Source organism: Sphaerospermopsis torques-reginae ITEP-024 (assembly GCF_019598945.1).
GTDB lineage: Bacteria > Cyanobacteriota > Cyanobacteriia > Cyanobacteriales > Nostocaceae > Sphaerospermopsis.
This window is the reverse complement of sequence record NZ_CP080598.1, coordinates 1,180,022-1,205,808: the sequence shown is the minus strand read 5'-3', so window position 1 is coordinate 1,205,808 and position 25,787 is coordinate 1,180,022. Positions and strand designations below refer to the sequence as shown.

Annotated in this window: 24 protein-coding genes; 8 read left to right on the top strand and 16 right to left on the bottom strand. The window is 36.8% G+C overall.

Annotated features, from left to right (window positions below; genetic code table 11):
* Positions 1–1,224 precede the first annotated feature (1,224 nt).
* A complete protein-coding gene (locus K2F26_RS05595) occupies positions 1,225–2,337 on the bottom strand; it encodes a serine/threonine-protein kinase (RefSeq protein ID WP_220610673.1) in 1,113 nt (370 codons plus the stop codon).
* 66 nt (positions 2,338–2,403) lie between these two features.
* Entirely contained in the window at positions 2,404–2,691 is a 288-nt protein-coding gene (locus tag K2F26_RS05590) for a hypothetical protein (RefSeq protein ID WP_220610672.1), read from the bottom strand.
* A 112-nt stretch (positions 2,692–2,803) separates the two neighbouring features.
* On the opposite strand from K2F26_RS05590, the gene K2F26_RS05585 reads away from it, so the two are divergent.
* The 3 genes from K2F26_RS05585 (at position 2,804) to K2F26_RS05575 (ending at position 3,779) form a co-directional block, all read left to right on the top strand.
* On the top strand, positions 2,804–2,941 hold the full coding sequence (locus tag K2F26_RS05585; protein ID WP_220610671.1) for a hypothetical protein: 138 nt from the start codon (positions 2,804–2,806) through the stop codon (positions 2,939–2,941).
* A gap of 137 nt (positions 2,942–3,078) precedes the next feature.
* On the top strand, positions 3,079–3,444 hold the full coding sequence (locus K2F26_RS05580; protein ID WP_220610670.1) for a type II toxin-antitoxin system RelE/ParE family toxin: 366 nt from the start codon (positions 3,079–3,081) through the stop codon (positions 3,442–3,444).
* Between the two features lie 17 nt (positions 3,445–3,461).
* Entirely contained in the window at positions 3,462–3,779 is a 318-nt protein-coding gene (locus tag K2F26_RS05575) for a helix-turn-helix domain-containing protein (RefSeq protein WP_220610669.1), read from the top strand.
* A gap of 77 nt (positions 3,780–3,856) precedes the next feature.
* Here the strand turns inward: K2F26_RS05575 and K2F26_RS05570 are convergent, their stop codons facing one another.
* Positions 3,857–4,063, bottom strand: coding sequence for a hypothetical protein (locus K2F26_RS05570; RefSeq protein WP_220610668.1), 207 nt, complete (start codon positions 4,061–4,063; stop codon positions 3,857–3,859).
* 455 nt (positions 4,064–4,518) lie between these two features.
* On the opposite strand from K2F26_RS05570, the gene K2F26_RS05565 reads away from it, so the two are divergent.
* Positions 4,519–5,316, top strand: coding sequence for a Tab2/Atab2 family RNA-binding protein (locus K2F26_RS05565; RefSeq protein ID WP_220610667.1), 798 nt, complete (start codon positions 4,519–4,521; stop codon positions 5,314–5,316).
* A gap of 53 nt (positions 5,317–5,369) precedes the next feature.
* Here K2F26_RS05565 and K2F26_RS05560 read toward each other — a convergent pair whose 3' ends face one another.
* Positions 5,370–6,161, bottom strand: a complete 792-nt coding sequence (locus tag K2F26_RS05560) for an SDR family NAD(P)-dependent oxidoreductase (RefSeq protein WP_220610666.1) — start codon at positions 6,159–6,161, stop codon at positions 5,370–5,372.
* A 205-nt stretch (positions 6,162–6,366) separates the two neighbouring features.
* On the opposite strand from K2F26_RS05560, the gene K2F26_RS05555 reads away from it, so the two are divergent.
* Positions 6,367–7,239, top strand: a complete 873-nt coding sequence (locus K2F26_RS05555) for a bile acid:sodium symporter family protein (protein WP_220610665.1) — start codon at positions 6,367–6,369, stop codon at positions 7,237–7,239.
* Between the two features lie 64 nt (positions 7,240–7,303).
* On the opposite strand, the gene K2F26_RS05550 is transcribed toward K2F26_RS05555, so the two are convergent.
* Positions 7,304–9,739 carry an exonuclease domain-containing protein gene (locus K2F26_RS05550; protein WP_220610664.1) on the bottom strand — a complete coding sequence of 812 codons (2,436 nt, stop codon included), beginning with the start codon at positions 9,737–9,739 and terminating at the stop codon, positions 7,304–7,306.
* A gap of 385 nt (positions 9,740–10,124) precedes the next feature.
* Positions 10,125–12,239 (bottom strand): amylo-alpha-1,6-glucosidase, encoded by a 2,115-nt coding sequence (locus tag K2F26_RS05545; protein WP_220610663.1) that lies wholly within the window; start codon positions 12,237–12,239, stop codon positions 10,125–10,127.
* A 270-nt stretch (positions 12,240–12,509) separates the two neighbouring features.
* On the opposite strand from K2F26_RS05545, the gene K2F26_RS05540 reads away from it, so the two are divergent.
* Complete coding sequence (locus K2F26_RS05540) at positions 12,510–13,112, top strand: peroxiredoxin (RefSeq protein WP_220610662.1); 603 nt, start codon at positions 12,510–12,512, stop codon at positions 13,110–13,112.
* Positions 13,113–13,253: 141 nt separating this feature from the next.
* A complete protein-coding gene (locus K2F26_RS05535; RefSeq protein ID WP_220610661.1) occupies positions 13,254–13,802 on the top strand; it encodes a peroxiredoxin family protein in 549 nt (182 codons plus the stop codon).
* A 118-nt stretch (positions 13,803–13,920) separates the two neighbouring features.
* On the opposite strand, the gene K2F26_RS05530 is transcribed toward K2F26_RS05535, so the two are convergent.
* From K2F26_RS05530 to K2F26_RS05495, 8 genes are all read right to left on the bottom strand, one after another.
* Positions 13,921–15,636 (bottom strand): tetratricopeptide repeat-containing S1 family peptidase, encoded by a 1,716-nt coding sequence (locus K2F26_RS05530; protein ID WP_220610660.1) that lies wholly within the window; start codon positions 15,634–15,636, stop codon positions 13,921–13,923.
* A 107-nt stretch (positions 15,637–15,743) separates the two neighbouring features.
* Positions 15,744–16,583, bottom strand: a complete 840-nt coding sequence (locus K2F26_RS05525; RefSeq protein WP_246605531.1) for a S1 family peptidase — start codon at positions 16,581–16,583, stop codon at positions 15,744–15,746.
* 167 nt (positions 16,584–16,750) lie between these two features.
* Positions 16,751–17,428, bottom strand: coding sequence for a COP23 domain-containing protein (locus K2F26_RS05520; protein ID WP_220610659.1), 678 nt, complete (start codon positions 17,426–17,428; stop codon positions 16,751–16,753).
* 207 nt (positions 17,429–17,635) lie between these two features.
* Positions 17,636–18,310 (bottom strand): COP23 domain-containing protein, encoded by a 675-nt coding sequence (locus K2F26_RS05515; protein WP_220610658.1) that lies wholly within the window; start codon positions 18,308–18,310, stop codon positions 17,636–17,638.
* 66 nt (positions 18,311–18,376) lie between these two features.
* The gene (locus K2F26_RS05510; RefSeq protein ID WP_220610657.1) at positions 18,377–19,612 is read right to left on the bottom strand and encodes a DUF1565 domain-containing protein; all 1,236 of its coding nucleotides are present in this window, start codon (positions 19,610–19,612) and stop codon (positions 18,377–18,379) included.
* Positions 19,613–19,957: 345 nt separating this feature from the next.
* A complete protein-coding gene (locus K2F26_RS05505) occupies positions 19,958–20,947 on the bottom strand; it encodes a DnaJ C-terminal domain-containing protein (RefSeq protein WP_220610656.1) in 990 nt (329 codons plus the stop codon).
* A 259-nt stretch (positions 20,948–21,206) separates the two neighbouring features.
* Positions 21,207–21,698, bottom strand: a complete 492-nt coding sequence (locus tag K2F26_RS05500) for an AAA family ATPase (protein ID WP_194057211.1) — start codon at positions 21,696–21,698, stop codon at positions 21,207–21,209.
* A gap of 132 nt (positions 21,699–21,830) precedes the next feature.
* Positions 21,831–23,120 carry a glucose-1-phosphate adenylyltransferase gene (locus K2F26_RS05495; RefSeq protein ID WP_194057212.1) on the bottom strand — a complete coding sequence of 430 codons (1,290 nt, stop codon included), beginning with the start codon at positions 23,118–23,120 and terminating at the stop codon, positions 21,831–21,833.
* 269 nt (positions 23,121–23,389) lie between these two features.
* On the opposite strand from K2F26_RS05495, the gene K2F26_RS05490 reads away from it, so the two are divergent.
* Entirely contained in the window at positions 23,390–24,709 is a 1,320-nt protein-coding gene (locus K2F26_RS05490; RefSeq protein ID WP_220610655.1) for a DNA methyltransferase, read from the top strand.
* Here K2F26_RS05490 and K2F26_RS05485 read toward each other — a convergent pair.
* Together K2F26_RS05485 and K2F26_RS05480 are read right to left on the bottom strand one after the other, a co-directional pair.
* Entirely contained in the window at positions 24,699–25,397 is a 699-nt protein-coding gene (locus tag K2F26_RS05485; RefSeq protein ID WP_220610654.1) for a type I restriction endonuclease, read from the bottom strand. The two genes, K2F26_RS05490 and K2F26_RS05485, sit on opposite strands and share 11 nt — an antisense overlap.
* Entirely contained in the window at positions 25,394–25,666 is a 273-nt protein-coding gene (locus K2F26_RS05480; protein WP_246605530.1) for a helix-turn-helix domain-containing protein, read from the bottom strand. The genes K2F26_RS05485 and K2F26_RS05480 overlap by 4 nt, the downstream gene beginning before the upstream one ends.
* Positions 25,667–25,787: the final 121 nt, after the last annotated feature.

The following is a 25,787-nucleotide window of genomic DNA, read 5'->3' as shown; positions in this document are numbered from 1 at the left end:
TCAACATCCTTACTCCTCAATCCTCACTCTTGAATGACCACAAAATTACAGACAAAATTCCTTTAATTTTGTCTCAAGTTTTCGTGATTTCAATGCACTCTTATGTCAAGATTAAATTTTTAGAAACTACATAAACTAGAAAATCTGTTATTTCTCAGACATAATTACTGCTATTATGTCTCAAGATTTACAGTCACAGTCTTGATTTTTCATATTTTGTCAGTAAAAATACAAAGTAAGTCTAACATCTTGTAGGCTCTCTTGGTGACAACTTAACCTTATCCAATGTCCATAGTCCGCACTTGCGGACTTTTTTATTGCCTTCACAACACAAGGAGTTAAGTAAGTTGTTAACCAGCTAAATTTTATATAAGTTCAACTACTTTGGCTTTTACCGTCGTTCTACTTGTCTCAAAAATTATGATTCATGGAATAAAAATTCCCAAAATCCTATAAAAACTAACCAAAATTCACAGTATCTTTAGTAAATAGGGGTTGCTGAAAAAGTCTTTCCGTTGAGGCAGGGAACAGGGAACAGGGAACAGGGAACAGGGAACAGTTTCAGCTATCTGTCATCCCCAAATTTTTGGATTTCTTAGCCCCAAAATGCACAGTTTTTTAGGTCTAACCTTCAAAAATCTTGCACTTTGTTTCCTATTGTTCAGCCCCAAACCTTTGATTTATCTGGGTTTTGCCTTTATTCAGCAAGCCCTAAATATAAATTCAGAAATTTTACGGATAAAGTATCAAGAAATATTGCGTAAAATAGAATATAAGTGTATTTCCAGTTAAAATACCTAAAGATTGATTACAGATAATCAAATTCGTGAACAAGGTAATGATAACAGGACTTACGGAAAAGGGAACGAAAGTAGGGGTAATTCATGAATTACCCCTACGTAAGAATACAATACTGTTCGGTTAAGGATTTTTGTAGGTTGGGTTTACCGTGTGGAAACCCAACAAACCCTTGTAAATGTTGGGTTTCGTTCCTCAACCCAACCTACGTTATTTCTTTGTTTTGGGCTTAACCGAAAAGTATTGCGTAAGAATAAGGTTTTCAGTCACATCTTGCGTAAGTCCTAGATAAAACCCTTGTAGCGCAGACATACTTTGACAAGCCCAGTACAAGTATTACCCGCTCATAGTGTACCTCATGTAGATAAAATGTGCTGTATGTGTATTTCATTCAGATTAAATATACTGTGAAAAAAATTAAGATGTTTAATATGCACGTTCTTGTTTAGGAGGTGTGTGTTCTTCCCCTGTGGGGTTATCCAAAACAAAACCTCGAAAAAATAGACCAGCACAGACAACAACACTCATGGTCATCACAGCAACTACGACAGTAATTATTCTTAAAGGAAAGGTCTTTTGCTTAGGAATAACTTGTTGTGAAAAATGTAAAGTGGTATTTTGCTGAGGTGTAACTTGTTGTGAAAAATGTAAGGTTGTATTTTGTAGAGGTGTAACCTGTTGTGAAAAATGTAAGATTGTATTTTGCTGAGTTGTCTGGTTGAGAGAAGAAAGTGCTTGCAGTGCCTCAACCGCAGAGGAATAGCGTTCTGAAACCTGGTAGCGCACCATTTTATTCAGAATAGCAGCAAAATCTGGACTGATATTAACAAAGCTTTGCCAGAGAACTTCTCCTGTATCCGGGTCTTCGGGTAATTGATGGGGAAAAATACCAGTCAGTGCTTGCAGAGCAATCATACCCACCGCATAAACATCGCTGGCCAGACGGGGTCTACCAGAAGCCTGTTCGTGGGGCATATAGCCAGGAGTCCCAATAGAGACGGTAGGAGTTGTTTGCCCCTGGGCATTAATTTGTAAAGTTGTGATTTGTTTAACAGCCCCAAAATCAATTAAAACCAATTTGCCATCAGAAGCTCGACGAATGATATTCTCTGGCTTGATGTCACGGTGGATAGTCGGGGGTTGGTGTTGATGGATGTGAGAGATGAGGGTGAGAATTTCCATAACAAGTGTGATCACATTGGCTTCTTGCCAAGGTCTACCGGGCAGTAGTTCATGGCTGAGGTCTTGACCCTCAATCAAGTCTTGCACCAGGAAGAATTGACCACCTAGCTCGAAGTAAGCATGAAGTTTCGGGATGCGATCGTGATTATTCCCCAGATCCAACAAGACCTTAGCTTCTTGTTCAAACAGGCGGATAACCTCTGAGTTGACAACTTGGGGTTTGAGCCGTTTGACGACACACTTAGGTTTGGGTGTGCTGGGAATATCATTATCCTCAGCAATGTAGGTTTCGCCGAAGCCACCACTACGGATTTGCTTAATTATGCTGTATCGGCCTTTGAGAACAGTTCCAATCATCAGCACTCATCCTTGTGGGTATTGCCGATGAAAATTATATTACTCCCACGCAAATCCAGCACTGCATTAGTTACTAAATAATTTACTCTTTGCATCCCCTAGAAATTCTAATTTGCCACTAAAATTACAAACGCTACGTGTAGACACCATCATCCCAATATTAAAAGAACCATCTTGGTTAATTTTAACTGGCTCTTTAGAATCGTTATAGGCAACTAGATTCCAATAACCACCATCTGTACTAGCAGCTTGCACAACAAGGTTATTGTCAAGCTCTAATAAATGTTCTGTTCCTAACTCCACAATACGTAGCTTAAAGCCCTGAGCGGTTGATTCCAGTGTTGCTTTTTTCATAGGTCTCCCGCTACTGAGAGAATCACCACTTATCCCAGAACATGAAACCCGTCCTACTATTTGCGTTTTTTGGGAGGGAGCTAAGGTTGATGGTGGCTGTTGTGCAAGACCAATGAGTGAAAATCCAGCCCATGCAACTGGGTCAGGATGTTGTTTCATGGTGACAATCATTGCTTGTCGCAAAGCCCTTGCCTTATCAGGATTACCTTTGACCCGCATTTCTCACAAACAATGCGATCGCAATCTATAGAATCCTTATAGAGAAGCGGTTTCGGGCATTTTTCATAGGGCTAATTTTTGACACAGTGTGAAAACCCAGAATCCAGATGTTATAAGGGTTTGAGGATCTTGGTGAGAAATCCGGGATAAAGGGTGTAAGTAAGGCAATTGGAAACAGAACAGATAAAACCCCTGGAATGGGTAGGAAGTTCCCTAGAAGACCTAAAAGAGTTTCCTGAAGAGGTAAAAGGGGAAATAGGATACGCTCTGTATTTAGCTCAAATTGGTGATAAACATCCTCATACCAAACCTTTGAAGGGATTTAAAGGAGCGAGTGTATTAGAGGTTGTAGAGGATTTTGATGGAGACACCTATCGAGCTATTTATACTGTCAAACTACCAAAAGCAGTTTATGTGCTTCATGTCTTCCAAAAAAAATCAAAACATGGTATTGCTACACCTAAGCAAGATATGGACTTAATTGAAGCAAGACTTGAAAGAGCAAAACAGCATTATAAACAATTTTATCAGTAAGAGAAAAGGAAGTAATCATGACAGAAAAGATTGAAATAACAAGCAGTAGCGGTAACGTATTTGCTGATTTAGGTTTACCCAACCCAGAAGAAATGCTAGTCAAAGCTGAACTAGCACGAAAAATCAGCAACGCTATCACTGCACGTCATATCACCCAAGCAGAAGCGGCTGAATTATTAGGAATTGATCAGCCAAAAGTTTCTGCTTTAATGAGAGGAAGACTTACAGGTTTTTCGCTAGAAAGAATGTTTAAATTTCTGAATACTTTGGGAATTGATGTAGAAATTACAGTCAAACCTAAATCGAGAGATCATGCACGGATAACAGTAGTTTAATTTACTTTCTTATGACTTATCCCCACCTCCTAATTTTCAGAGACGGGGACATAATCATTATTAATTAAATGATTTCCTTAACGCGATGGATTACCCTGATTAGGACTACCCGCTACATTATCCTCACCAGGTGCTTCTGGTTTAGCGGTTTCTCTAGCTTCACTTTTTTCAGCAGTACCAGTTTTACGAATATCCTCTTGTAGAGGAGTTTGATAACCACCAGAAGTTGCTGGTGTACTTTCTTTCTGTTCAGATTTTGATTGTTTTTTTGATTTGGAACTCATGAAGTAAATAAACTCCGATTAATCTGCGTTTTATATTAATAATTTTAAAATCCAAAATTTATCCATCATCAGTATTGTTTTAACATCTATCACTTAATACTCACAGGAATAGGAACAATTAACTAACTTATCTCCAAAGTATGAAAAACAAATGACTTATGATTACTCCCCTCCTGACTTATGGTAATTTTTCTGCTTTATATCAAGTTCGGATAATCACTTACAATATAACTTGTTGGTTAATAATTATCTTTTCCCAATTACCAATTACCCATTACCAATTACCAGTCTCAACAGATATGATAAGTATTCAACCGGATATGATATCATTCCTTTGTGTACTTTGCGTACTTTGCGGTTAATCAAGAAAAAATTTGTCACCCACACCAAAACCTAACTAATTCACCCCGTTTTATGGTAAAAATTAAATTGACAAAAAAATATCAATATTAATCATGAGTCTAATTTGGCAAGTTGATTTTTATCGTAGTCCCCAAAAAGATGCAGCAGGACAGATATTATGGGATTTATTGATCTGTGATCCTAATCGTAACTTTAAATATATCGCTACCTGTCCCCAGTCTCAAGCAAATTCAAATTGGTTGACAGAACATTTTAAACTAGCAGCAGGGGAAAAATTACCTGATATCATTCAAGTTTTTCGACCCCAAGCTTTAAGTTTAATTACAGCAGCAGCAAATAATTTAGAAATTGAAATTGAAGCTACCCGTCGCACCTTAGCGTTAAAACAATGGTTGCAAGAAAAGCAATATTCTCTAGTTATTGATAAACCACCACCAACACCATTACCAGAAAATCTCTGGGGTGAAGAATGGCGGTTTGCAAATATTCAAGCTGGTGATATTATTGATGAGTTTGCAGATCGTCAGATTCCAGTTTTACAAATACCAGAATTTCTGCAACCAATTAATTTAGGTTTAGCTTCAACTGTTCCTATTCCTGGTGTGATAATTTATGGTGGTAGACAATCTTTGCGTTTAGCAAAATGGTTACAAGAAACCAACCCTGTGAGTTTAAATTATATTCCTGGTTCACCTGATGGGTTAATTTTAGAAGCAGGTTTAGCTGATAGATGGGTTTTAGCAACTTTTGAAGATGCAGAAGTTACCGCAGCAGCAAAAGTTTATGAACAACGCAAACAATTAAGTAAAGGTTTGCATTTTTTATTAGTACAACCTGATGATTCAGGAATGACTTTTAGCGGTTTTTGGTTGTTAAAAGAGGAACAGTAAAATTATTTTTAATGCAAGTAAATATTCTGACTCCTGACTCCTAAATTCTGAAATTATTTCCTCAATTCGTGCATACTTCTGACAATTTTGGTAACGATATTTCTAGGTGCAAATCGCACGGATATGGCTAATATTTGATTTCTAATTCCGGGAATAGCAATGGTTTTATTTGCCATTAAACTATCATAACCAATTTTCGCCACAGTTTCAGTTGTCATCATTCTATTAACATGAGAAATTTTTGATTCTTCCATTGCTGCGGATTTTTGAAATTTGGATGCGGTAGGACCAGGACAAAGGGTAGTTACTGTGACTCCTGTACCTTCTAATTCATTGGCGATCGCCTCTGAAAATGATAACACATAAGCTTTACTAGCAAAATAAACCGCCATCAAAGGACCAGGTTGAAAAGCTGCAACAGAAGCAACATTTAATATTTTCCCATATCCTTGACTAATCATATCCTTGAGGAATAATTTAGTTAAATGGGTGAGACTGACAATGTTAATTTGTAACAATTTTAATTCTTGTGTCAGGTCAGTTTCGCTAAATACTCCATAAGTACCAATTCCCGCATTATTTACCAAAACATCAATTTTAATTCCTGCTATTTGTAATTCGTTAAATATTTCCTCTGGAGATGTAGATATAGATAAATCCTTAACTAATATTTTTACAGAGATACCCAATCTATTAATAAAATCATCAGCAATTGTTCTTAACTTTTCTGCATCTTTATCTATCAACACCAAATTGTAACTATGTCTAGCAAAAATATAAGCTAATTGATAGCCAATTCCGTGTGCTGACCCTGTAACAAGTACGGTTTTTTGTCGATTTTCCATGTGATTTAATAAGTAATTTTACTTTCGTTTATTCAAATTCCCATTAAAATAACATTATGCAAAATGAAGTTTGTAGCAATTACATTAACTTTATTATTTGCCAATTTTCAAATCTGTCTTTTTTGATTCATTATTGATTGACAAATGTTTATAAATCATGAAATACTAATTATTGGTTTCATTAATTGTTTAATTAAATACAGATATGCAAGCAAGTTTTTTAAGTTCAGTTGTTCTACCTCTATCCTTAGCGATCATTATGTTAGGGATGGGATTATCTCTACTACCAGAAGATTTCCAAAGAGTAACTAAATATCCCAAAGCAGTCGCTATTGGTTTGTTCAGTCAATTAATTTTGTTACCTATTATTGGGTTTATCATTGCTAAAGTTGTACCGATGCAACCTGTAATTGCAATGGGGTTAATGATAGTTGCATTGTGTCCAGGGGGAGTATCTTCAAATATTATTACGTTTCTTGCAAAGGGTGATGTTGCACTTTCAGTCACTCTCACTGCTTTTAGTAGTTTAATTACAGTGTTTACAATTCCCATTTTTGGCAACCTTGCATATCAACATTTTCTAGGTGAAACTGCTACTATTGCTTTACCTATTTTACCCACAATTTTACAAATTTTCATCATGACTATTGTTCCTATTTCCATAGGAATGATAGTCAGAAAATTGTTTCCTCAATTTGCTATTTCTTTGGAAAAAGTAACCAACCGTCTCGCAGGAGCATTATTAGCTTTAATTATTCTTTTGTTAGTTATTCGTGAGTGGGAAAAACTTCCTGGTTTTCTTGCTCAAGTTGGTGTTGCTGTTGTTTTATTGAATACTATTTCTATGTTTTTGGGGTTTTATCTGAGCAAACTTTTAAACTTGAAACCTGCTCAACAAATCTGTATTGCAATTGAAGTCGGGCTACAAAATGGTACACTAGCAATAGCTATTACTGCGGGAATTTTGAATAATCCTGATATGGCCATACCCGCAGCAGTTTACGCTTTATATATGAATGTTACAGGTTTTCTGGCTATTTTGTATGGGAGAAAGTTAGCTGAAATTAAATCTGCATAATTTATAATTGTTGGGGTTAAACAACATATTGCTTCCCCAACGAATCGGTATTTTATTCAGTTTTCTAACTTAATGGTTCTGTAAAACCAAACTTGTTAAAAATCCAATGATACCATTCTTGATGAGTGGTAATAAAGGTTAATGCTGTTTCTAAATCTACATCTAAATCTTTGTTATAAATACTAACAATTAAATCATAAATTAAATCAAATAAGATTCTATCGTGTTGATTGAATAAAATAAACTTCCCATTTGCGCTATTTTCTAATTGTTTAATTCTTTCTCTCCCCACTTTACCCGTAATTTCTTCTTGACGTTCATCTCTGATTAAAATAAACTCTGAATTAGGGTGATTAATAACTAATTGGTTAAAATTGCTAATGCGAGTAGTAAAAGAAGTACCACTAACTTCTAAAAATGCCATTACATGATATTTTGTTCCTCTTTCTATAACAATATGTTCTGGTAATACCTTTTTCCCAAACCGATATTGTGTTAATTTGAATGACTGAATGTGAGTTAAAGCTTCAGCAATATTCCTCAATTTTCCAATATCATCACCATCACTAATAATGGTTACATTGTGATATTTATTTTCTAATTCTGTGCGACGTTGTTTGAGATATTCAATTACTGGATTTTCCAAACTTCTAAAATTGACATCTTCACTCGGTAAATAATTTGCTAAATTTGATAATTTATCCTGTAAGTTGCTAAAATCACCAGTTTTAGAAAGTTGACTACCTTGAATTAATTGGTTTAAAACTTCTATGATTATCTTTTGCTGTTGTTGTAAAAATTTTAATTGTTGTTCTATTTTTTCATTCTGATCTAATTCTCTAATTGCTTTTCTTTCATCTGGTAAAGGAATATTATGCACTCGTAAATCATAATATTTACCAGCGCGATTTAAAGCAGCGCGAATTGGGGTTTTACTTAAAATATCCTCTAAATCTTCAGATGCAAACAACTGTTCTAAGGAAATATCTAAAGTTTGCATTTTCACTTTGAGAATAGCTTTAATTTCTCCTTCTGTGGGTTGACGTAAAGCAACTTGATATTGAGATATTCTCCCAATAATAGATTGATCAAATGTTGTTTGCAACTTTTCCCATCTATCAGGAAATAAATTCAAAATAATTAAACTATTGGGAACATGAGTAAAAATCTCTTTTATTGCTTCTCCAAAATTCCATAAAATATCTTGGTTGTGAGGAAGTCCTAAACCTTCTAATTGATCAAAAATAATAATTAGCGGTTCATCTAAAGTGGATAATTTACCTAACACGGAAATTGCTTCTAAAGAAAATGCTTCTTTACTAATTTCCTCACTCCAATTTGGTAAACCTACTTTTTCTGCTTCTTCATTAGTTAACATATTTCCTGCTAACCAACGAGTAGTAATATTTCTATATCTATAATCTGTATAACTGCAATATTTCACCATTCCTTTAATGATAGATAAAGCAAAACTTCCTGCTGCATAATTATTCATCCACCATTCATTAATTGTCTTTTCTATATATTCCCAATATTCCCGTTTACGTTGAGTGTTTTCCTTACCTAAAGCATTGATGTCATTATCTTCTAAATCATATAAAGCTTTTAAAATATCTATGTCTTTTTGTTTGACTTCTCTATCAGATAAACTAACTATTTTTCTAAAGGTGTTAATCATTAAAGAATCTAATTGATTTAAATTTCCTACTTTTTCAACTAGAGATTCTAAAATTCTACTGTAGATATGATAAAGTATAGATTGAGAATTATTAGGTTGCCGAATAAATAATAATCGGTTGCTTGTTAATCTTTCATGAGTAAGTCGCATCATTAAATGAGTTTTCCCTGTTCCTGGTTCTCCAATAACAACAACTCCTTTACTTTGATGATTGGGGTCTAATTTGATGTTATTTAATGCAGTTTGTAAAATCTGAAATTGTTGATGATAGGTATCAGGATAATCGGGATGATTTTGGAACGGTGTATCAACGCGACTACTACTAAATGGGTTAGGTTGTTTTTTGAGATTTTCTAATCTGATTCTTTGATAAAGATGATAGGTAAATATGGCATCATAACGCGCACTATGCGCCATATCAGGATTAAAATATAGATGATTATGATCTTTTAAATTCAAATATTTACACAAATATTCTAAAGAATAACTTTCTAAATTTGGGAAACAGTCTTTAGCTAAAATCCAAGTACAATCAAACTTTAATTTCTGTTGTAAATTTTGCCAGGATAAACCAACTTTTTGGCAACTGTGTTTGAGGATTTCTATATCATGTTCTGCATAGTGACAGATGATTTTTTTATCTTCAACAATAGTCAAAAATTCTGTTAATAAATTTTTCAAACTTTTGGTATTGAGAACATTTTGAAAACCATGATAATTCCCATCACAAAAACCTTCATAGATTACCACACCTTGACTATCAACTATCGCTAATTCCGTAAGATATGGCTTACCTTCTGTATCTAAAATAACGAAATCCATATTAATGAAACTCTGAGTATTGTTTGAACGCTTGTAATAATTATAGTTGTTTAACTTAAAAATGAGACAAAAAGTGATAAGTTCTGTAGATAATGATTTTAGGATAACCAAGGCAGTCCAATTGTTTGGAAGATTAAATTTCCGTGGTTATTGTTTAGCGTAATGTCTCAATCTAAAGTTAAATGACTATACATTATAACCTATAACATACTCGGTAGGCAATTCAACAAATACAGTAGATTTCATTTTAGTTATGTAAAATTTAAAACTCCCTTAGCGGGCAAGATGCCCGTACCACAAGAGTGTTATAATTTGTATCTATAACTTGATTAACCTAGAGTTTCTTGTAAATCTTACTTTCTCTTTGCGCCTTTGCGTGAGAAAATTATTGATAATGTCTCATCACCTCAGCAACAGACCAAGCTTGAGCGATCGCACCTCTAGGAAAATGGGGTGCATCACCATCAAAAATTTCCGAAATTGAACCTAAACAACCATTAGATGAAAAATGATCTAACAACGGTTTCCAGTCAAAAGGTAAAGGTTTTTCAGGATAAAAACGTTCCCAAGATCGAATATAAGCACCGATCAACCAAGTCCAAACTGTACCTTGATGATAAGCGCGATCGCGTTTTTGCGGACTTCCTTCACATTTTCCCTGATATTCTGGATCACTAGGATCAAGACTGCGTAAACCATAGGGAGTTAATAACCGCGAAGTTGCTAAGTCTAAAACTTTTTGTCCTTGTTCTTGAGAAAAAGCACAATGACGCAGAGATAAAGCTAAAATAGCATTGGGGCGAATTTGGGAATTACGACTATCATCTAAATCAATGAGATCATATAAATAACCCAACTGGGGATGCCAAAATTTTTGTAAGGATATTTTTACCAGTTCTGCTTGTTGTTGATAACGTTGTTTTTGACTGATTAAACGACTAGAATTATCTATATATTCATGACTTAAATGTTCTGACCATTTACTTAACCAACATAATGCAGAATACCATAAAGCATTGATTTCCACTGCTTTACCGCAACGTGGTGTGACAGGTATTCCTTCTACCATTGCATCCATCCAAGTTAATGCTACACCTTGAGCCTCCCAAGAAACCAAACCATCAATAGCGTCAACTTGAATATTATAACGAGTACCGCTAATAAAAGCTTTATGAATTTGCTGCACAATGGGAAATTGTTCTAATAAAAATTCCCAATCTTGAGTCGTTTCTAAATAAAGTCCTAAAATTTCAATCCACCATAAAGCAGCATCAATACTATTATAAAATGGTTCGTTTTCTACATCAGGAAAAGTATTCGGTATGAGTCCATGACGACAGTAACTACCAAAGGTTTTTAACAGTCCTTTAGCAATTTCAAAACGTCCTGTTGCTAATGTTAATCCTGGTAAGGCAATTAATGTATCTCTTCCCCAATCATTAAACCAATGATATCCTGCAATTACCGTAGGACCTGCTATGGAATCACGATAAACTATAAATTGATCACTAGCTTTGAGTAGTTGTTTTTGAATAGGTGACAGGTGATAAGTGACTGGTGAAAGTAAAGAGGAAAGTGTCAAAAAAGAATTTTCTCCTCTCCTTCCGATTTCCTCATCTCCCCACCCAAAAATCTGCGCTATTCTTGCTTGTTCTATTACTACTGCTTCTGTAAAACTATCAGGTGAAAACAATTCTTGGGATTCTTGGGAGTCGGGGAAACCTACTTTAGCTTCTAGGGTGACTGTATCTCCTGGTTGCAAGTTTACGGTTAAATAACCAGGACTATATAAATCTTGGCGATCGCCTAATCCCCTTTTTGTTTCTTCTGGTAAACTATAATTCCAATACCATAACTCATCTACTTGATATTTTCCCTGAGTCCATCGTAAATGCCAAGGTGTACCAAAGTTACCACAAAATTTACCCCAGTTATTCATTTGTAAACACAATATATTTTGATGGAGTAATTGGGAAAACTGGATTTTTTCGTTACCTATTTGTTGATGATGAAAATTGCGATCGCCTATAAACAACCTTAACCTTAAAATCCCTTCCTCTTTCCCCTCATACCGATATTCAATCAAAACTCTCTGAGAATTGGATAATTGGGAAAAATCTTCTCCCCCTGCTCCCTGCTCCCTGCTCCCCTGCTTTTCCCAAGACCCATTTGGCATTACCAAACGCCTAGATAACTGCCAATTATCCCCACTCCACACCCATTTGGGAACTGGGTTATAATCAAAATCGTGTAAAAATTTATAGCCTGTTGGTTCAATTTTACCCGTACCCCAAATATTTGTTCCCAGTGCTATAACTTTTCCTGGGATTTCTAAACTGGCTTCTAAATGGGAAAGTAGTAATTTTCTGTCTGAAGGTGGATTTGTAGCCGCAAATAACCAACCATGATAAGTCCGTGTATGCACATCCGCAACTGTACCACTGGCAAAACCACCCAGTCCATTGGTTAGTAACCATTCTCTTGTATCTAAATCAAGCATTTGGTTTTAGATTGGTAATTGGTAATTGGTAATTGGTAATTGGTAATTGGTAATTGGTGATTTGTCATAAATTATGTTCCTATTGTCACCAGTCCCCAGTTCCCAGTCACCAGTCACCAGTCACCAGTCACCTGTTCTCAAAATCGTAATGACTATGATATAGTCGTAACAGATCGTAACTAAACTGTGACAAGCGTGGAGGGAAAGGTTGATATCACCCAGATACCCACGCCAAAAACTGGATATAAAGCTGAAGGAGAACTAGGTTAAATGACACTCAATAATGGATGTCTTCGTGTTGGTCAACAGGCTCCCGATTTTACAGCAACAGCTGTAGCAGATCAAGAATTTAAGACCATCAAACTTTCTGACTATCGCGGTAAGTATGTAGTCCTGTTTTTCTACCCCTTAGACTTTACATTTGTTTGCCCCACCGAGATCACAGCATTTAGCGATCGCTACGAAGAATTTAAAACACTAAACACAGAAATTTTAGGTGTTTCCGTAGATAGCGAATTTTCTCACCTGGCTTGGATTCAAACAGATCGTAAATCTGGGGGTGTAGGTGACTTAAACTATCCCCTAGTTTCCGACATCAAGAAAGAAATTAGCACCGCTTACAACGTTCTCGATCCCGCTGCTGGTATTGCTTTGCGTGGATTGTTTATCATTGATAAAGAAGGTGTAATTCAACATTCTACCATCAATAACCTAGCCTTTGGTCGCAGTGTAGATGAAACATTGCGTACCTTACAAGCTATTCAGCACGTTCAATCTCACCCCGACGAAGTTTGTCCTGCTGGTTGGCAACCTGGAGAAAAAACAATGGTTCCCGATCCTGTGAAGTCTAAAGTTTACTTCGCAGCAGTCTAGGAAGATGGGGTGATGGGGTGATGGGGTGATGGGGTGATAGGGAGAATAAATAATTATCTGTTCCCTGTTCCCTGTTCCCTGTTCCCTATTAATTTTTAATTTTTAATTTTTAATTTTTAATTTTTAATTTTTAATTGATTTATGTTGACATCTACAGATTTTACAGGTTTATTTAACGAGCGATTTTTCCGTAATTTGTTACCCAAACCAGCACTCGATGAGTTAAGATTGGGAATATTAACACCTGATTTTAAATTAACTGATGTTACCAATAATCGCACAATCAAATTATCAGATTATCGTGGTCAACAGGCTGTTATTTTAGCATTTACGAGAATTTTTACAGAAAAACAATATTGTCCTTTTTGTTATCCCCATATTAAAGCATTAAATGAAAATTATGAGGAATTTACAAAACGGGGTATAGAAATTTTAATGATTACTAGCACCGATAAACACCAAAGTCAAGCAGTAGTTAAAGACTTAGGATTAAAAATGCCCTTATTAATAAATCCTAGTTGTCATATTTTTAGAACATATCACACAGGGCAAGCATTAGGAGCGCCCTTACCAGCGCAGTTTGCACTAGATAAAGATGGGAAATTAATTTACAGACATTTATTTTCTTTCCTGGATCACAATGCTAGTGTAGAGACACTTTTAGACAAGTATGTAGCAATTTCCAGGTGAGTTAATACCCATCTTCTGCACCCTAAACTTTCACACAACGAAAATTAGTCCTTTGCATATTTGAGATTAGCGATTCCCGATTGTGGACACCAGAGGGTGCGGAATGTGAGTTAAAAGTTCAAATTAAAGGTTCTAACTTACCTGTACTCCGATTATATTGATAACTTTTAAAAATTAAATTTGGATCAGGACTCACACAATATTTTTTGCCATCAATCAGAATTGATACTACTTTTTCCCCAGAGGAGCAGGAAACATTAGTTAATTTCCAGTTTCTAATTAGCTCTACATTGGCATCAGTCGAAGAATTAGAAATTGGTTTTGGCTTTGCTTCTCCTTCAGAAGTAGGTTTTTTAACATAACGCCTTTGAAATATTTCGGCGGATTTTTGATAATCTGCAAGTGCGCCTTGATAATTACCAGTAAAAGTGTAAGCTATAGCACGATTGATGTAAGCATTAAAATCATCAGGATCAATAAGAATAGCGAGACTTGACACTTTAATCGCTGCTGGATAGTCTTTTAAGGAGTTGAAGACATCTCCTTGAATCGTGTACCCATAACTATTATTCGGATCAAGACGAATAGCTTGCTTAGAAGATTCCAACGCCGCTTGATACTTTCCTAATTTAATATAAGCCATACCTTGATGGGCATAGGCAACAGCATAGTTAGGGTTGAGACGAATTGCTCGATTAAAATCCTCAAGTGCAGCTTGATCATTTTGCAACCACATCTGAGTCCAGCCACGATTCAAATAGCCATCTAAGTAGTTAGGATCAAGAGCAATGACTTGGTTAAAATCTGTAAGAGCTTCTTCATATTTTCTCAACCATATGTTTGCATATCCTCGTTTAAAATATGCTTCGATATATTTAGGGTCAAGCTTAATTGCTTGATTAAAATTTGCTAATGATTCCCGATAATTATATTCATCTAGTTTAATAATACCTCTGGCGTAAAAGTCTCTTGCTGACCGGGGTTCATTTAAACGAGTAGCAGGACTTTCACCAATAGAACTCATATCCTTCTTGACAGGGGTATTTTTAACAATTGGCTCACTTATAGATAAAAAAGTATTAATGGGAATACCCGCATTAAATCCTGTTTTCTGTGTTACTGTTGCCCCTGTTTCTGTTTTATTCTTAGCTGAAGTATCAGCCAAACCGTGAATCCCCACAACTCTACCAGCAATATCAAACACAGGCCCGCCACTATTACCAGTTACAGTTTTGGCATCGTAAATCAAACTATAGCCATTAATAGAACTATTAGCACGAGAAACAACAATTCCTGTAGTGAAAGTAAAGTCTCTACTAGCTCCAACTTTACCAAATACAGCTGGGAACCCACCAACAAAGACATCTGCCCCCTCTACCATCTGGTCAGAATTTCCTAAAGTAGCAATGGGATAATCTTCTGTAGCCACAAACGTAACTACAGCTAAATCTGCATCATTTTTAGTTTTCTGCAATACTTGAATATCTTTAACAGCATAATCTTTCCCTGTACTTGTCCGAATAGAATAAGTAATATCTTTAGCGCAAGTAATTTTTCCAGGTCTTTTTAACATATCACACACCACATGATTAGCAGTCAATACAGTATAAGTATGATCTTGTTTGGCAATAATTACTCCTGAACCTCCGGGAGTAACATCACCAACTGTATTAATTTGGACTGAGGTCTGTTTGGCAATTTGGGCAATGGTAATATTTTTGCTACTGATAGTATCAGCAGATGTTGGCATCGTCATGAAAATGGTAGCCACTACAGCCGTAGTCAGAGCCGTAGTCAGAGCCGTATAATTTACCCTAGTAAAAGTTAAACTCATATTCTTAGTTTTTTGTAAAAACTATTAATGCTCTTCATCAGACAAGTCAGTAAAAATTAAATGCTGCCTTGCCAATAAACCAGGTAAAAACGTTCCATGAAACTGCCCTACTTTACCTCCATATCTCTATTGACTATTTCTTGTTGTTTGAGGAAATCAAGAACACTGTTAATAGGAATAGCCCAACTTAAAGCTTCCATTTCTAAGTAATCTTCTTCTTTTGGTATAGTTCCATCAGTAAAAGTAAAAGCATCAATACCTTGAAAAGGATACTTTAATAACCCACTAATGCCGATTAGTTCCCCTTGCTGATTTAAGACTGGTCCTCCACTCATACCAGGAAAAAAATCATTAGTGAAGCCTAATTGATAACCACCTGGTAGAGTTTTAGTTAGCTGCATTTTAATCATTCCAGTTTTGAGTTGAAAAGCACTCACTCCCCAAGTTCGGGTTTCTTCCAGTTTAATGATATCGTTACCGTTGAAAACAAAATGCCAAGCTGGAAAACCAGATACATAAACTTTTTGTCCCTCAGATATCACCTTTGACTTTGGCAATCCTACTACTAAATATTCCTCTGGACTAGTAAATGTTACTAGGGCTAAGTCGAATGAATTATCATTAACGCCATTTAGTTGCTGTGCTGGATAAATGATACCATCAGCAGTCAAAATTTCATAACCATGTTCAGGGCTATCAACGACTACATGATGATTTGTCAACACTGTGTAGGTTTGCCCTTCATGTTTAATAATCACTCCAGAGCCAGAACCAGATTTAGTCAAAATCCTGATAGTTACCTGATTAGCAATTTTCTCAGCGGCAACATCCACATTGGCAGGAGATGTAGCACTCAAAACTACTGGGGTCAGATGGTCATACAACGTAATCACACAAACCGTCGTGATAAATACCAAAAACAACCTGCGAGTTATGGAAGAAAACACGGTTATAAGTTAAAAAACTTGAATTAAATCAGGTACATCAATTAGATACCAGGGGAGAGGTAACAGATGAGAATTTCACCTCTTCTCCAATTACTAATTACCTACTAATTAGCCATGACTTTTTGTTCCTACCTCACCTCAGCTCAGAAAGCAACTGGGATTAATCATTACAAACCAGATGAATGATTTCTAACGATAGGTTTTTTTCTCGATTGCTGGAGTGAGGGATGGGCATTTTGGTTGAGAACATCATTCAAATTGAACTGCACACGACCTTGTGTTTCATAAACAGAACCTGCGCTGGAACCTTCACGACTAATTCGCATAATTTGGGCAAGAATTGCATCGGCTTTTTTGGCATTTTCTGGTTTCAGAGTAAACAGAGTATTGCCTCCGTGACAACCAGTATCATTGCTAGAAACTACGCAAATAACTGTTTTATCTTTGACTCTACCGGTCATCAACACAACATCTTTAAGGCTACCACCACTTTCGGCTACAGCCTGATTGAATTTTGGTGTCACGATTTGGCAACGGCTTTGAGGAGTGTATTTCTCTCCAAAATACCTTGAAGCTCCTGAAGTCCAAATAATTACAGGGATTGGCTGACCACCAGGCCGCTGACCAACTGTAGCCACGCTACCATCACCCTGGGATACACAGCTAAATTTAGTTCCAGTGTAGGCTTCCTCCGATAGTTCTACATCCGGCATACCACTACTGTTAGTATCATCAACGGTATTATCCACTGGTGGTAAGGCTTGAACCTTAGAAGATGCCCACCCAAAAATGCTAGATAGGGCTAAAGTAACACTTAAAACTGTTGCTGACATTTGATTTTTCATAAGACCTCCTAAATCTTAAAAAGAATAAGGGATGAGATTTTTTGGATTTATGGTTGAAAATGTTATGGGAATTACCCACAGAATCCGAGAAATAAATAGTTTGGAATAGTTTTGGTTTGGGCATTGGGTAAGAAAAAGTCACCAATGCTCTCTGCTGTATTCGCACTCTCAATTAATTATCCATCTGCGTAATTCCTGGGTGAATCATTACAAACCACGTTGATTGTTTTGAACACTAGGTTTTTTGACGGTTTGGCGAGAGGAATGATTGGCATTCCTTGATAGGACGTAATCCAATGTGACCTTTACACGACCGTTGGTCTCACGAATTACACCTGCGCTGGAACCTTCACGACTGATTTGCATGAGTTGGGCAAGAATTGCATCGGCCTTCTTGGCATTTTCTGGTTTCAGGGTAAACAAAGTATTGCTGCCATCACAACCAGTGTCATTAATAGAAACTACGCAAATAACCGTTTTATCTTTGACTCTACCGTTCATCAACACAACATCTTGGAGGCTACCACCACTTTCTTCTACAGCCTCATTGAGTTTCGGTGTCACGATTTGGCAACGGCTTTGAGGAGTGTATTTCTCTCCAAAATACCTTGAAGCTCCTGAAGTCCAAATAATTACAGGGATTGGCTGACCACCAGGCCGCTGACCAACTGTAGCCATGCTACCATCACCCTGGGATACACAGCTAAATTTAGTTCCAGTATAGGCTTCATCCGATGGTTCTACATCCGGCATACCACTACTGTTAGTATCATCAACGGTATTATCCACTGGAGGCAGGGCTTGAACCGTAGTTCTCAAACCAACAATGCTGGATAGAACTAAAGTAGAAATTAAAACTGTTGCTGACAATTGATTTTTCATAAGACCTATTAAATCTTAATACTAATTTCTTCACGCTCTAAATGTGACTTTGAGGTACATACAAACCTATAAACTCCCTCCCCCTGGTTTCTTCTGAGAAGAACGGATGGAAGGATTTGCTACAGCTTTGAGGCTGCCAGTAGCCTGATTATATTCATAAGTTTTGGCTGTTAAGTCAGGATGGGGCATAACACAGTATTGTTTGCCACTCATCATGATGATGACTACTTGGGTGGCAGAGGTACAGGAGGTGGGTGTTAATTCCCATTTTTGTAGCAGTGCTATGTTGGGATCGGTGGATGATATTGGTGTAGAGTCCGCTGATGGTACTAGGTTTTTACCTATTTCCACTGAACCTACAATGCGTGAGCCATCGACATTGTTACCAAAAGCATAAATAGTGTTATTTTTGGTAGCGTTGTAGATGTTATAACGACCATTATCGGCAATGACATTGCCACCAGGATTATCGTTAGTCCCCAGGTCAGGTGAAGCGTTAAGGGTGAGGACAATACCATCCCGTTTATTATTCTGAATTACATTGTTCCGCACTAAAGGTTTAGCTGATTCGGTAATCACCATCCCATCTTTGTTTTGGACGATTTGGTTTTCTGTGACTGAGGGTGTGGAAGTCTCACCAATGGCTAAACCAAAGCCATTATTCTGAAATAGATTATTACGAATTTCTCCCTGGCTTGATTTAGTTAGGGAAATGCCGTTGGCAGAATTTTCCACAAATTGATTATTTTCAACTTGAGGATTTCCTGTACCTGTAACAAACACACCTTCTCTGAAGTTGTTAGTGAATGTATTGTTTTTGATGGTGGGATTAGTTGATTCTACCCATATACCTGTACCTCTTTGATTGGTATTGGTGACTGTGACACCAGTAATTGTGGTATCTTGCTCCGCCAGGATAGTAATGTTCTGTCTAGCAAAGGTGCGACTGAGATAAAAACCACCACCGGAAATAACTACTGTCTTCCCTTTGGTTAATTCGTCACCGCGTAATGTTATTCCTGGTTTGAGTAATATCGGAAATGATTCACCGCTATAGTTGCCTGGAGCTAACTGAATCACTGTACCCGATTGGGCTTGACTCAATGCAAAGGTTATGGTTTTATATGGGCTTGTTACAGATTTTCCAGCTTCAGCTGTATTGACACCACTAACTGGGTCAACATAAATTACTTGTGCAACTGGCGGCAATTGGGCTTGTGTTGGGAATGTGACAGTTAAGGAACTACATATAGCCAAGGTCGTTGCTAAAACAGAGGTTTTTGTTCTGAACTGACTAATCATAAAGAACTTACTTTTATTGTCTATATAGTTATTAAAGCATTTTTTTTATTGCCAAGCAAGAAAAATCACATGGATTATTGTGTTTTGATCATGAACTTTTATTGCGACATTCTTCAATAATAAGTCACAGATGTAGCAAAAATTTGTCAATCAGGTCGGAAGTAGCTCAGGTTTTAAACCTACCTTCCGCGCCCCCCGGTGTCACAATCTGTTTTTTCGTAATTTCATTACCACCAAATGTTGTATTTTGTACCAAAGATAATGAATATTGGTAGGCGATCGCCAATTCTAAATCTCCAAATGACCAATTTTCGTTGTGTGACAGTTGAGGGTGCGGAAGGTGGGTTACAACTTCACCTGTGCCAAATGACTACGGGGGTTGTAGGTACGGATAGAGCGGAGTTTTTCATAATATTCTCGCTCCTGTGGGGTAAGGTCTTTGGGGGGTGCGATCGCCACTTTCACAAATTGATCACCGCGTCCACCCTTAGCCCGAGGCCAACCTTTACCACGTAACCGCAGAGACTGACCAGAACGCACCCCTGCTGGTAACTTAACATTCACACTACCATCAGGAGTAGGAACATCAATAGAAGCACCTAAAGCAGCTTCATCAGGGGTTATGGGTACTTCACAAACGAGATTATCGCCTTCAAATTGGAAAAAAGAATGAGGTTGCAGTTCTACTCTTAAATATAAATCTCCCCGTTGTTGAGTCATGGGGTTAACTTGACCTTTACCCCGTACCCGCAACCGAGTACCGGTTTTTGCACCTGCGGGAATACGAACATCTATAGTTTCATTACCTAGACTAAACCGTTTTTGAACTCCTGCGAATCCTTCCGCAAAACTGAGACTAATGGTATATTCACTATCTTGGGCAGCACCACCGCCCATATCTTGAAAACCAAAATCATTAAAACCGCCAAAACCTGTACCTGGTTTACCTGTAGAGGTACGATAGGAATAACTTTGTCTGTTGGTGCGTGGTCCTGCACCGCCAAATAAATCATTGAGGAAATCATTAAAACTGCCGTATTGACCAAAGTCAAAACCGCTCATATCTACCCCTGCACCACCAGGGAAACCACCTTCACCTACCTGCTTCCAATATTGACCGTATTGATCATATTTTTTGCGTTTATCTGGATCAGAGAGAACTTCGTAAGCTTCGTTAACTTCTTTAAATTTGGCTTCTGCTTGTTTATTACCGGGGTTAACATCGGGGTGGTATTTACGGGCGAGTTTACGAAAAGCTTGTTTAATTTCTTCTGGAGTGGCAGTTTTAGTAATTCCTAAAATTGAGTAATAGTCTTTAAAATCGGTTGCAGCCATCTACCAGCCTCCTGTAAAAATTTAGGTAAAGTTAGGTTATGTTTTTTTCTAAGATATTGAGATTTACTGTTTGCCTGGTCTAATGCCCGGAAACAGGATGATAATCCTAAATTAGCAAAGAATAGCAAAAATCCAGTGTGGTTGTCGCTCAAAGTTCCAGCGAAATTACCGTACTCTTGAGGAGGCAGGAGGAGAAAATTTTAGATTTTAGATTTTAGATTGGAGATGACAAAAATAATCCAAAATCCAAAATCCAAAATCAAAAATCAAAAATTGTATCACCAATCACCCCACCTGACTTATAAAGTATTTTATCTAGTCCTTCATCTAAGCTGGGGGGAGCGTCCCGAAGTTGGCGGTGCATTCGCAAAATAACGTCTTCTGGAACTTGGCGATCGCGTTTTTTATTGCGTGTTAAACATAACCAAACGGGAGTTCTTACCCATATACCAGTAATGTGAGTAAAACCAGTGTGACGGGCTAATTCTATAACTTCCCGGCGATTTCTTCTTTGGGCGTTAGTAGCATCAAAAATGGTGGGTATATTGGCAATAGTGGCTTGTTGAAACTGTCTTTCAACTTCTTGCCAAATCAAAAACCAAGGACCTTGAGTGGCTTGAGAACCAAAAAGCCGCCCTCGGATAGCATCTGTAGAAATGAGTTGCATCTGAGGGCATTCTGTTAGTAATTGTGCAGCCAATGTTGATTTACCGCTACCAGGAAGACCAATTAGTAAAAGTAGTTTAGTCATTGGGAATAGGTGACAGGTGACAGGTGACAGTAAAGAGAATAGAGAATAGAGAATAGATTATTTTCCTTTTGCCTCTTGCCTTCTGTTCCCTGTTCCCTGTTCCCTGTTCCCTTCTTGCCCAATTACCATTGACTAAATAACTGTTCCATCAGGAATCACGGCATTTTTGAGAACAACTACAATCCCACTACGGATATAAAATCCTTGTTTTTCCCTTTCAGCTTCTTGGACGTTATCCTTGTTGATAATTTTCACATCATGACCAATGCGGGCATTTTTATCAATGATGGCTCGGCGAATGATGGTATCTGTACCAATACCAACGGGAATATCACCTTGTTCTATACTACATTGACGTTCTACCGATGGTTGGTAATAGTCTGAACCCATAATCAGGGTTTCTTCAATTATAGAACCTGATTCAATCCGCGATCGCACTCCCAAAACTGAATGTTGAATTCGGCAGTTTTTCAAAATACAACCTTCACCAATCATTGATTCTGTAATATTGCAATTCAATAATTTAGAAGGTGGTAAGTAACGAGCGCGGGTGTAAATTGGTGCTGCTTCATCGTAGAAGCTAAAGGGTGGAAGAGGCTGCTTAGTCAATGCCAAATTCGCATTATAAAAAGCTTCTATTGTTCCGATGTCTTCCCAGTAATCATCAAATAAGTATGCCTGAACATTATGATCTTTAGCGGCATCAGGAATAATTTCTTTACCGAAATCAGTCCGTGCTAAAGATTCTTTCAACAGTTTGATTAAAACGTCTTTTTTGAAGACATATATGCCCATTGAGGCGATATATGGTTGTAATTCGGCTTGTTCTTTGGTTAACCCCAGGATGGTAGTATCAACGCGCATTTTGGCTAAAGCATCACCCTTGGGTTTTTCGCTAAAGTCAATCACCCTACCGGAGTTGTCGATTTTCATTAAACCAAAATCGGAAGCACGGCGATCATCAATAGGGATAACAGAAAGGGTAATATCAGCATTTGTGTCTCTATGACGCTGGATAAACTGACGGTAATCCATACGGTAGAGGTGATCACCAGAAAGGATCAGAAATTCGTCTACATCCCATTCCTGCAACATCCAGAGATACTGACGTACAGCATCGGCTGTACCTTGGAACCAGTTGGGGTTTTCTGGAGTTTGTTGTGCTGCTAACACTTCTACAAACCCATCACTGAAGCCACCGAAGTTGTAAGCGCGGGTAATATGGCGATTTAAAGAGGCTGAGTTAAATTGTGTGAGAACGTAGATTTTATAGATTTCTGAATTTATGCAGTTGCTAACTGGGATATCTATTAAGCGATATTTGCCAGCTACGGGTACTGCGGGTTTTGCGCGGAGTTTGGTTAAGGGATACAGTCGTGTACCCGCACCTCCACCAAGAATGATTGCTAAAACTTTTTTCACAAAATTTCTCCAGACTGCCTTTCAACTCTCACCTACAGTTTAGGACTATCGGTAGCTGCTGATAAGGGGGGATCAAAGAATCTTGAGGAAGAATTTTTGAGATTGGGGTTAGGCGGAAAAAGTAGAACTAATGTATTAATAATGATGGAGGTTGGGGAAGGGTGGGGCTAATCGTCACATAACTATGATTTGATGATTTATAGTTCACGCAGTGTTGCCAACATAACTATTATATGCTACTTTAAAGTAGCATTAATTTTTTGGCATCTATGTTTCAACAACTATCACTATTTAAAGATAGCGTAAATAATGTTACTAAGTCTTTCTACGGAAACATTCAACAGTCTGGTTTTAAATATGAAGAAATTGATATAGGTGATATCACATTTAAAGGCGGACAAAATGAGTCAGTCCATAGATGGTATCGTCTTACTCCCAGTTATTCGCCTAGTTTGGTACGCTATTTTATTGAATTATTTAATATTACTAAAGATGATTTTGTAGTTGATCCATTTAGTGGTAGAGGTACTACAGTTATAGAATGTCAGAAGCACGGAATAAAAGCTCTGGGAATTGAAATTAATCCTTTATTACAACAGGTAGGAAATAAATCTCTAATCTGGAATAGTGACAACTTTATAATTATAAATACCTATCTTGAAGAAGTGTGTGATGTGATTAAAAAATATCACAACTATTATTTAGAAGATGTAATTAATATTTTCCAAACTAGAGTTCCCATTATTCATAATGTTTTTCGATGGTGGAAAATAGATGTTTTAAAAAATCTCATTATCTGTCGTGAGATGATGAATAAAGAAAAATATTCTTCTGTGTATGAATATATCTGGGTGGCTTTAAATAAAGCTTGTCTAGATTGCGCCAATATTCACAGAAATCATCCCACAATTACATTTGATGATAACCATCAAAGAGAGATAGATGTTTATGGTGAAATTAGTAACAACCTCAAGAATATAAGTGAAGATTTGCAGAAACTTAATCAAGAGCAAATTTCTTTTTCTCAATTGAACTCAATTGTATTAGGTAATTCTACAAATAACCTGCAAGATATCATTCATCGTCCCATAGATTTTGTGATTACTTCGCCTCCTTATCCCAACCGTTATAGTTATGTTCATCAAACTAGACCTCAGTTACACTTTTTAGAACTGTTAGCAGATGTTCGTGAAGCAACGGAAATAGATTTGCAAGCAATAGGGGGAACATGGGGCAGAGCGACTTCTATTTTGCAGAAGGATTTAATTATAGTTCCTGATGAAATTAAACCCTACTTTTGTTACTATGATGAACTGAAAAACCAAAATATTCTAATGTGCAACTATGCCACTAAATATTTTATTGATATATGGAAACATATGAAATCTTTAAAACCAACTGTGTCGAGGAATTTTCAAGGTGTCTATGTAGTTGGCAATTCTAGGCTTTCCGATGTAGAAATATTTACAGAGGTGATTTTGGGTAAACTTTTTCAACATGAGGGTTTTGAAGTTGATAAGATAATTTCTTTCAGAAAACGAGGAGGTAAAAAACGTTTATATGAAACAGCAGTATGTATTAGAAATTAGAGAAGATATAATCTATCTCATTTTTTAAAGGTTCTGAATTTTTCTGAAGAAAATCATAAAGGTTAAAACCAGTAATAGAGCGAACTAAATTAAAACTGTTGATTCCTTCATAAACTTCCCAACTCTTTGATAGTCTGCTTAAAGGACTTTTTAAAGATGTGTTGCAAAAAACGAGCATTACAGGTAAAATATTGTTAGCTTTTAAAGCTAAGGAAATATCATAATCAGCCTGGATTCTTTTAGAATCACCAATTTGATAGCAAGATCGTACCTCAAATCCTATTCCGGCAAATTGCATCCACTCCGTAGGAATATTTTGATTAAATTTATCCTTTCTGATTAATCCATCAGTGGAGCGTATCTGATCACGCTCACCAATTTTAACTGTGACACTAAAGTGTAGCTCATTTTCTGTTAAGCCAAAACTTTCTTTTAATAAATAGGCAAATAAAGCCTGATACATATCACCAATTTTTCTATGTAAAGAGGTAACAAGATTTCCTCCAACTCTAGCAATGACGTATCTTTCATCATCTAAACCTAGACATCCAAAAGCAGGATCATTAGCTATGATTTGCTGAAATTCTTCTCGATTTTTTACACCTATATAGCTCTTATAAGGATTAAATTCTAAAACTTTTCTAATATTTGTTAAAGCTATATTCAGTAACTCATTTTCATTAATCATTTTGTGTTTTCTCCATTTTCTATTTCATGATCAAATAAATCTTTTGCTGTGACTTCAAGTGCGTCTGCTAAACGAAAAATATTAATCAAACTAATATTTCTTTCGCCCCTTTCTACAGCACCAATGTATGTACGATGCAAGTCCGCTTTTGCAGCTAATTCATCTTGAGAAAGCTTTAAAAGTTTTCTGAAATAACGAACCCGTAAGCCAAAAGCCTTCATTCTGGCATTCATGTTAGCAACAAATATGTGCTTTAACTGAGTAAACATTGTACCTCATTTACACTATCAAAGTACGGCAAATATGTAGATAATTCAAAAATCTCAACAGACCTCCGCGCTTACTCTTTTTTGTATGCGCTCAAAAAATACACACTTGGCTAAAATTTCA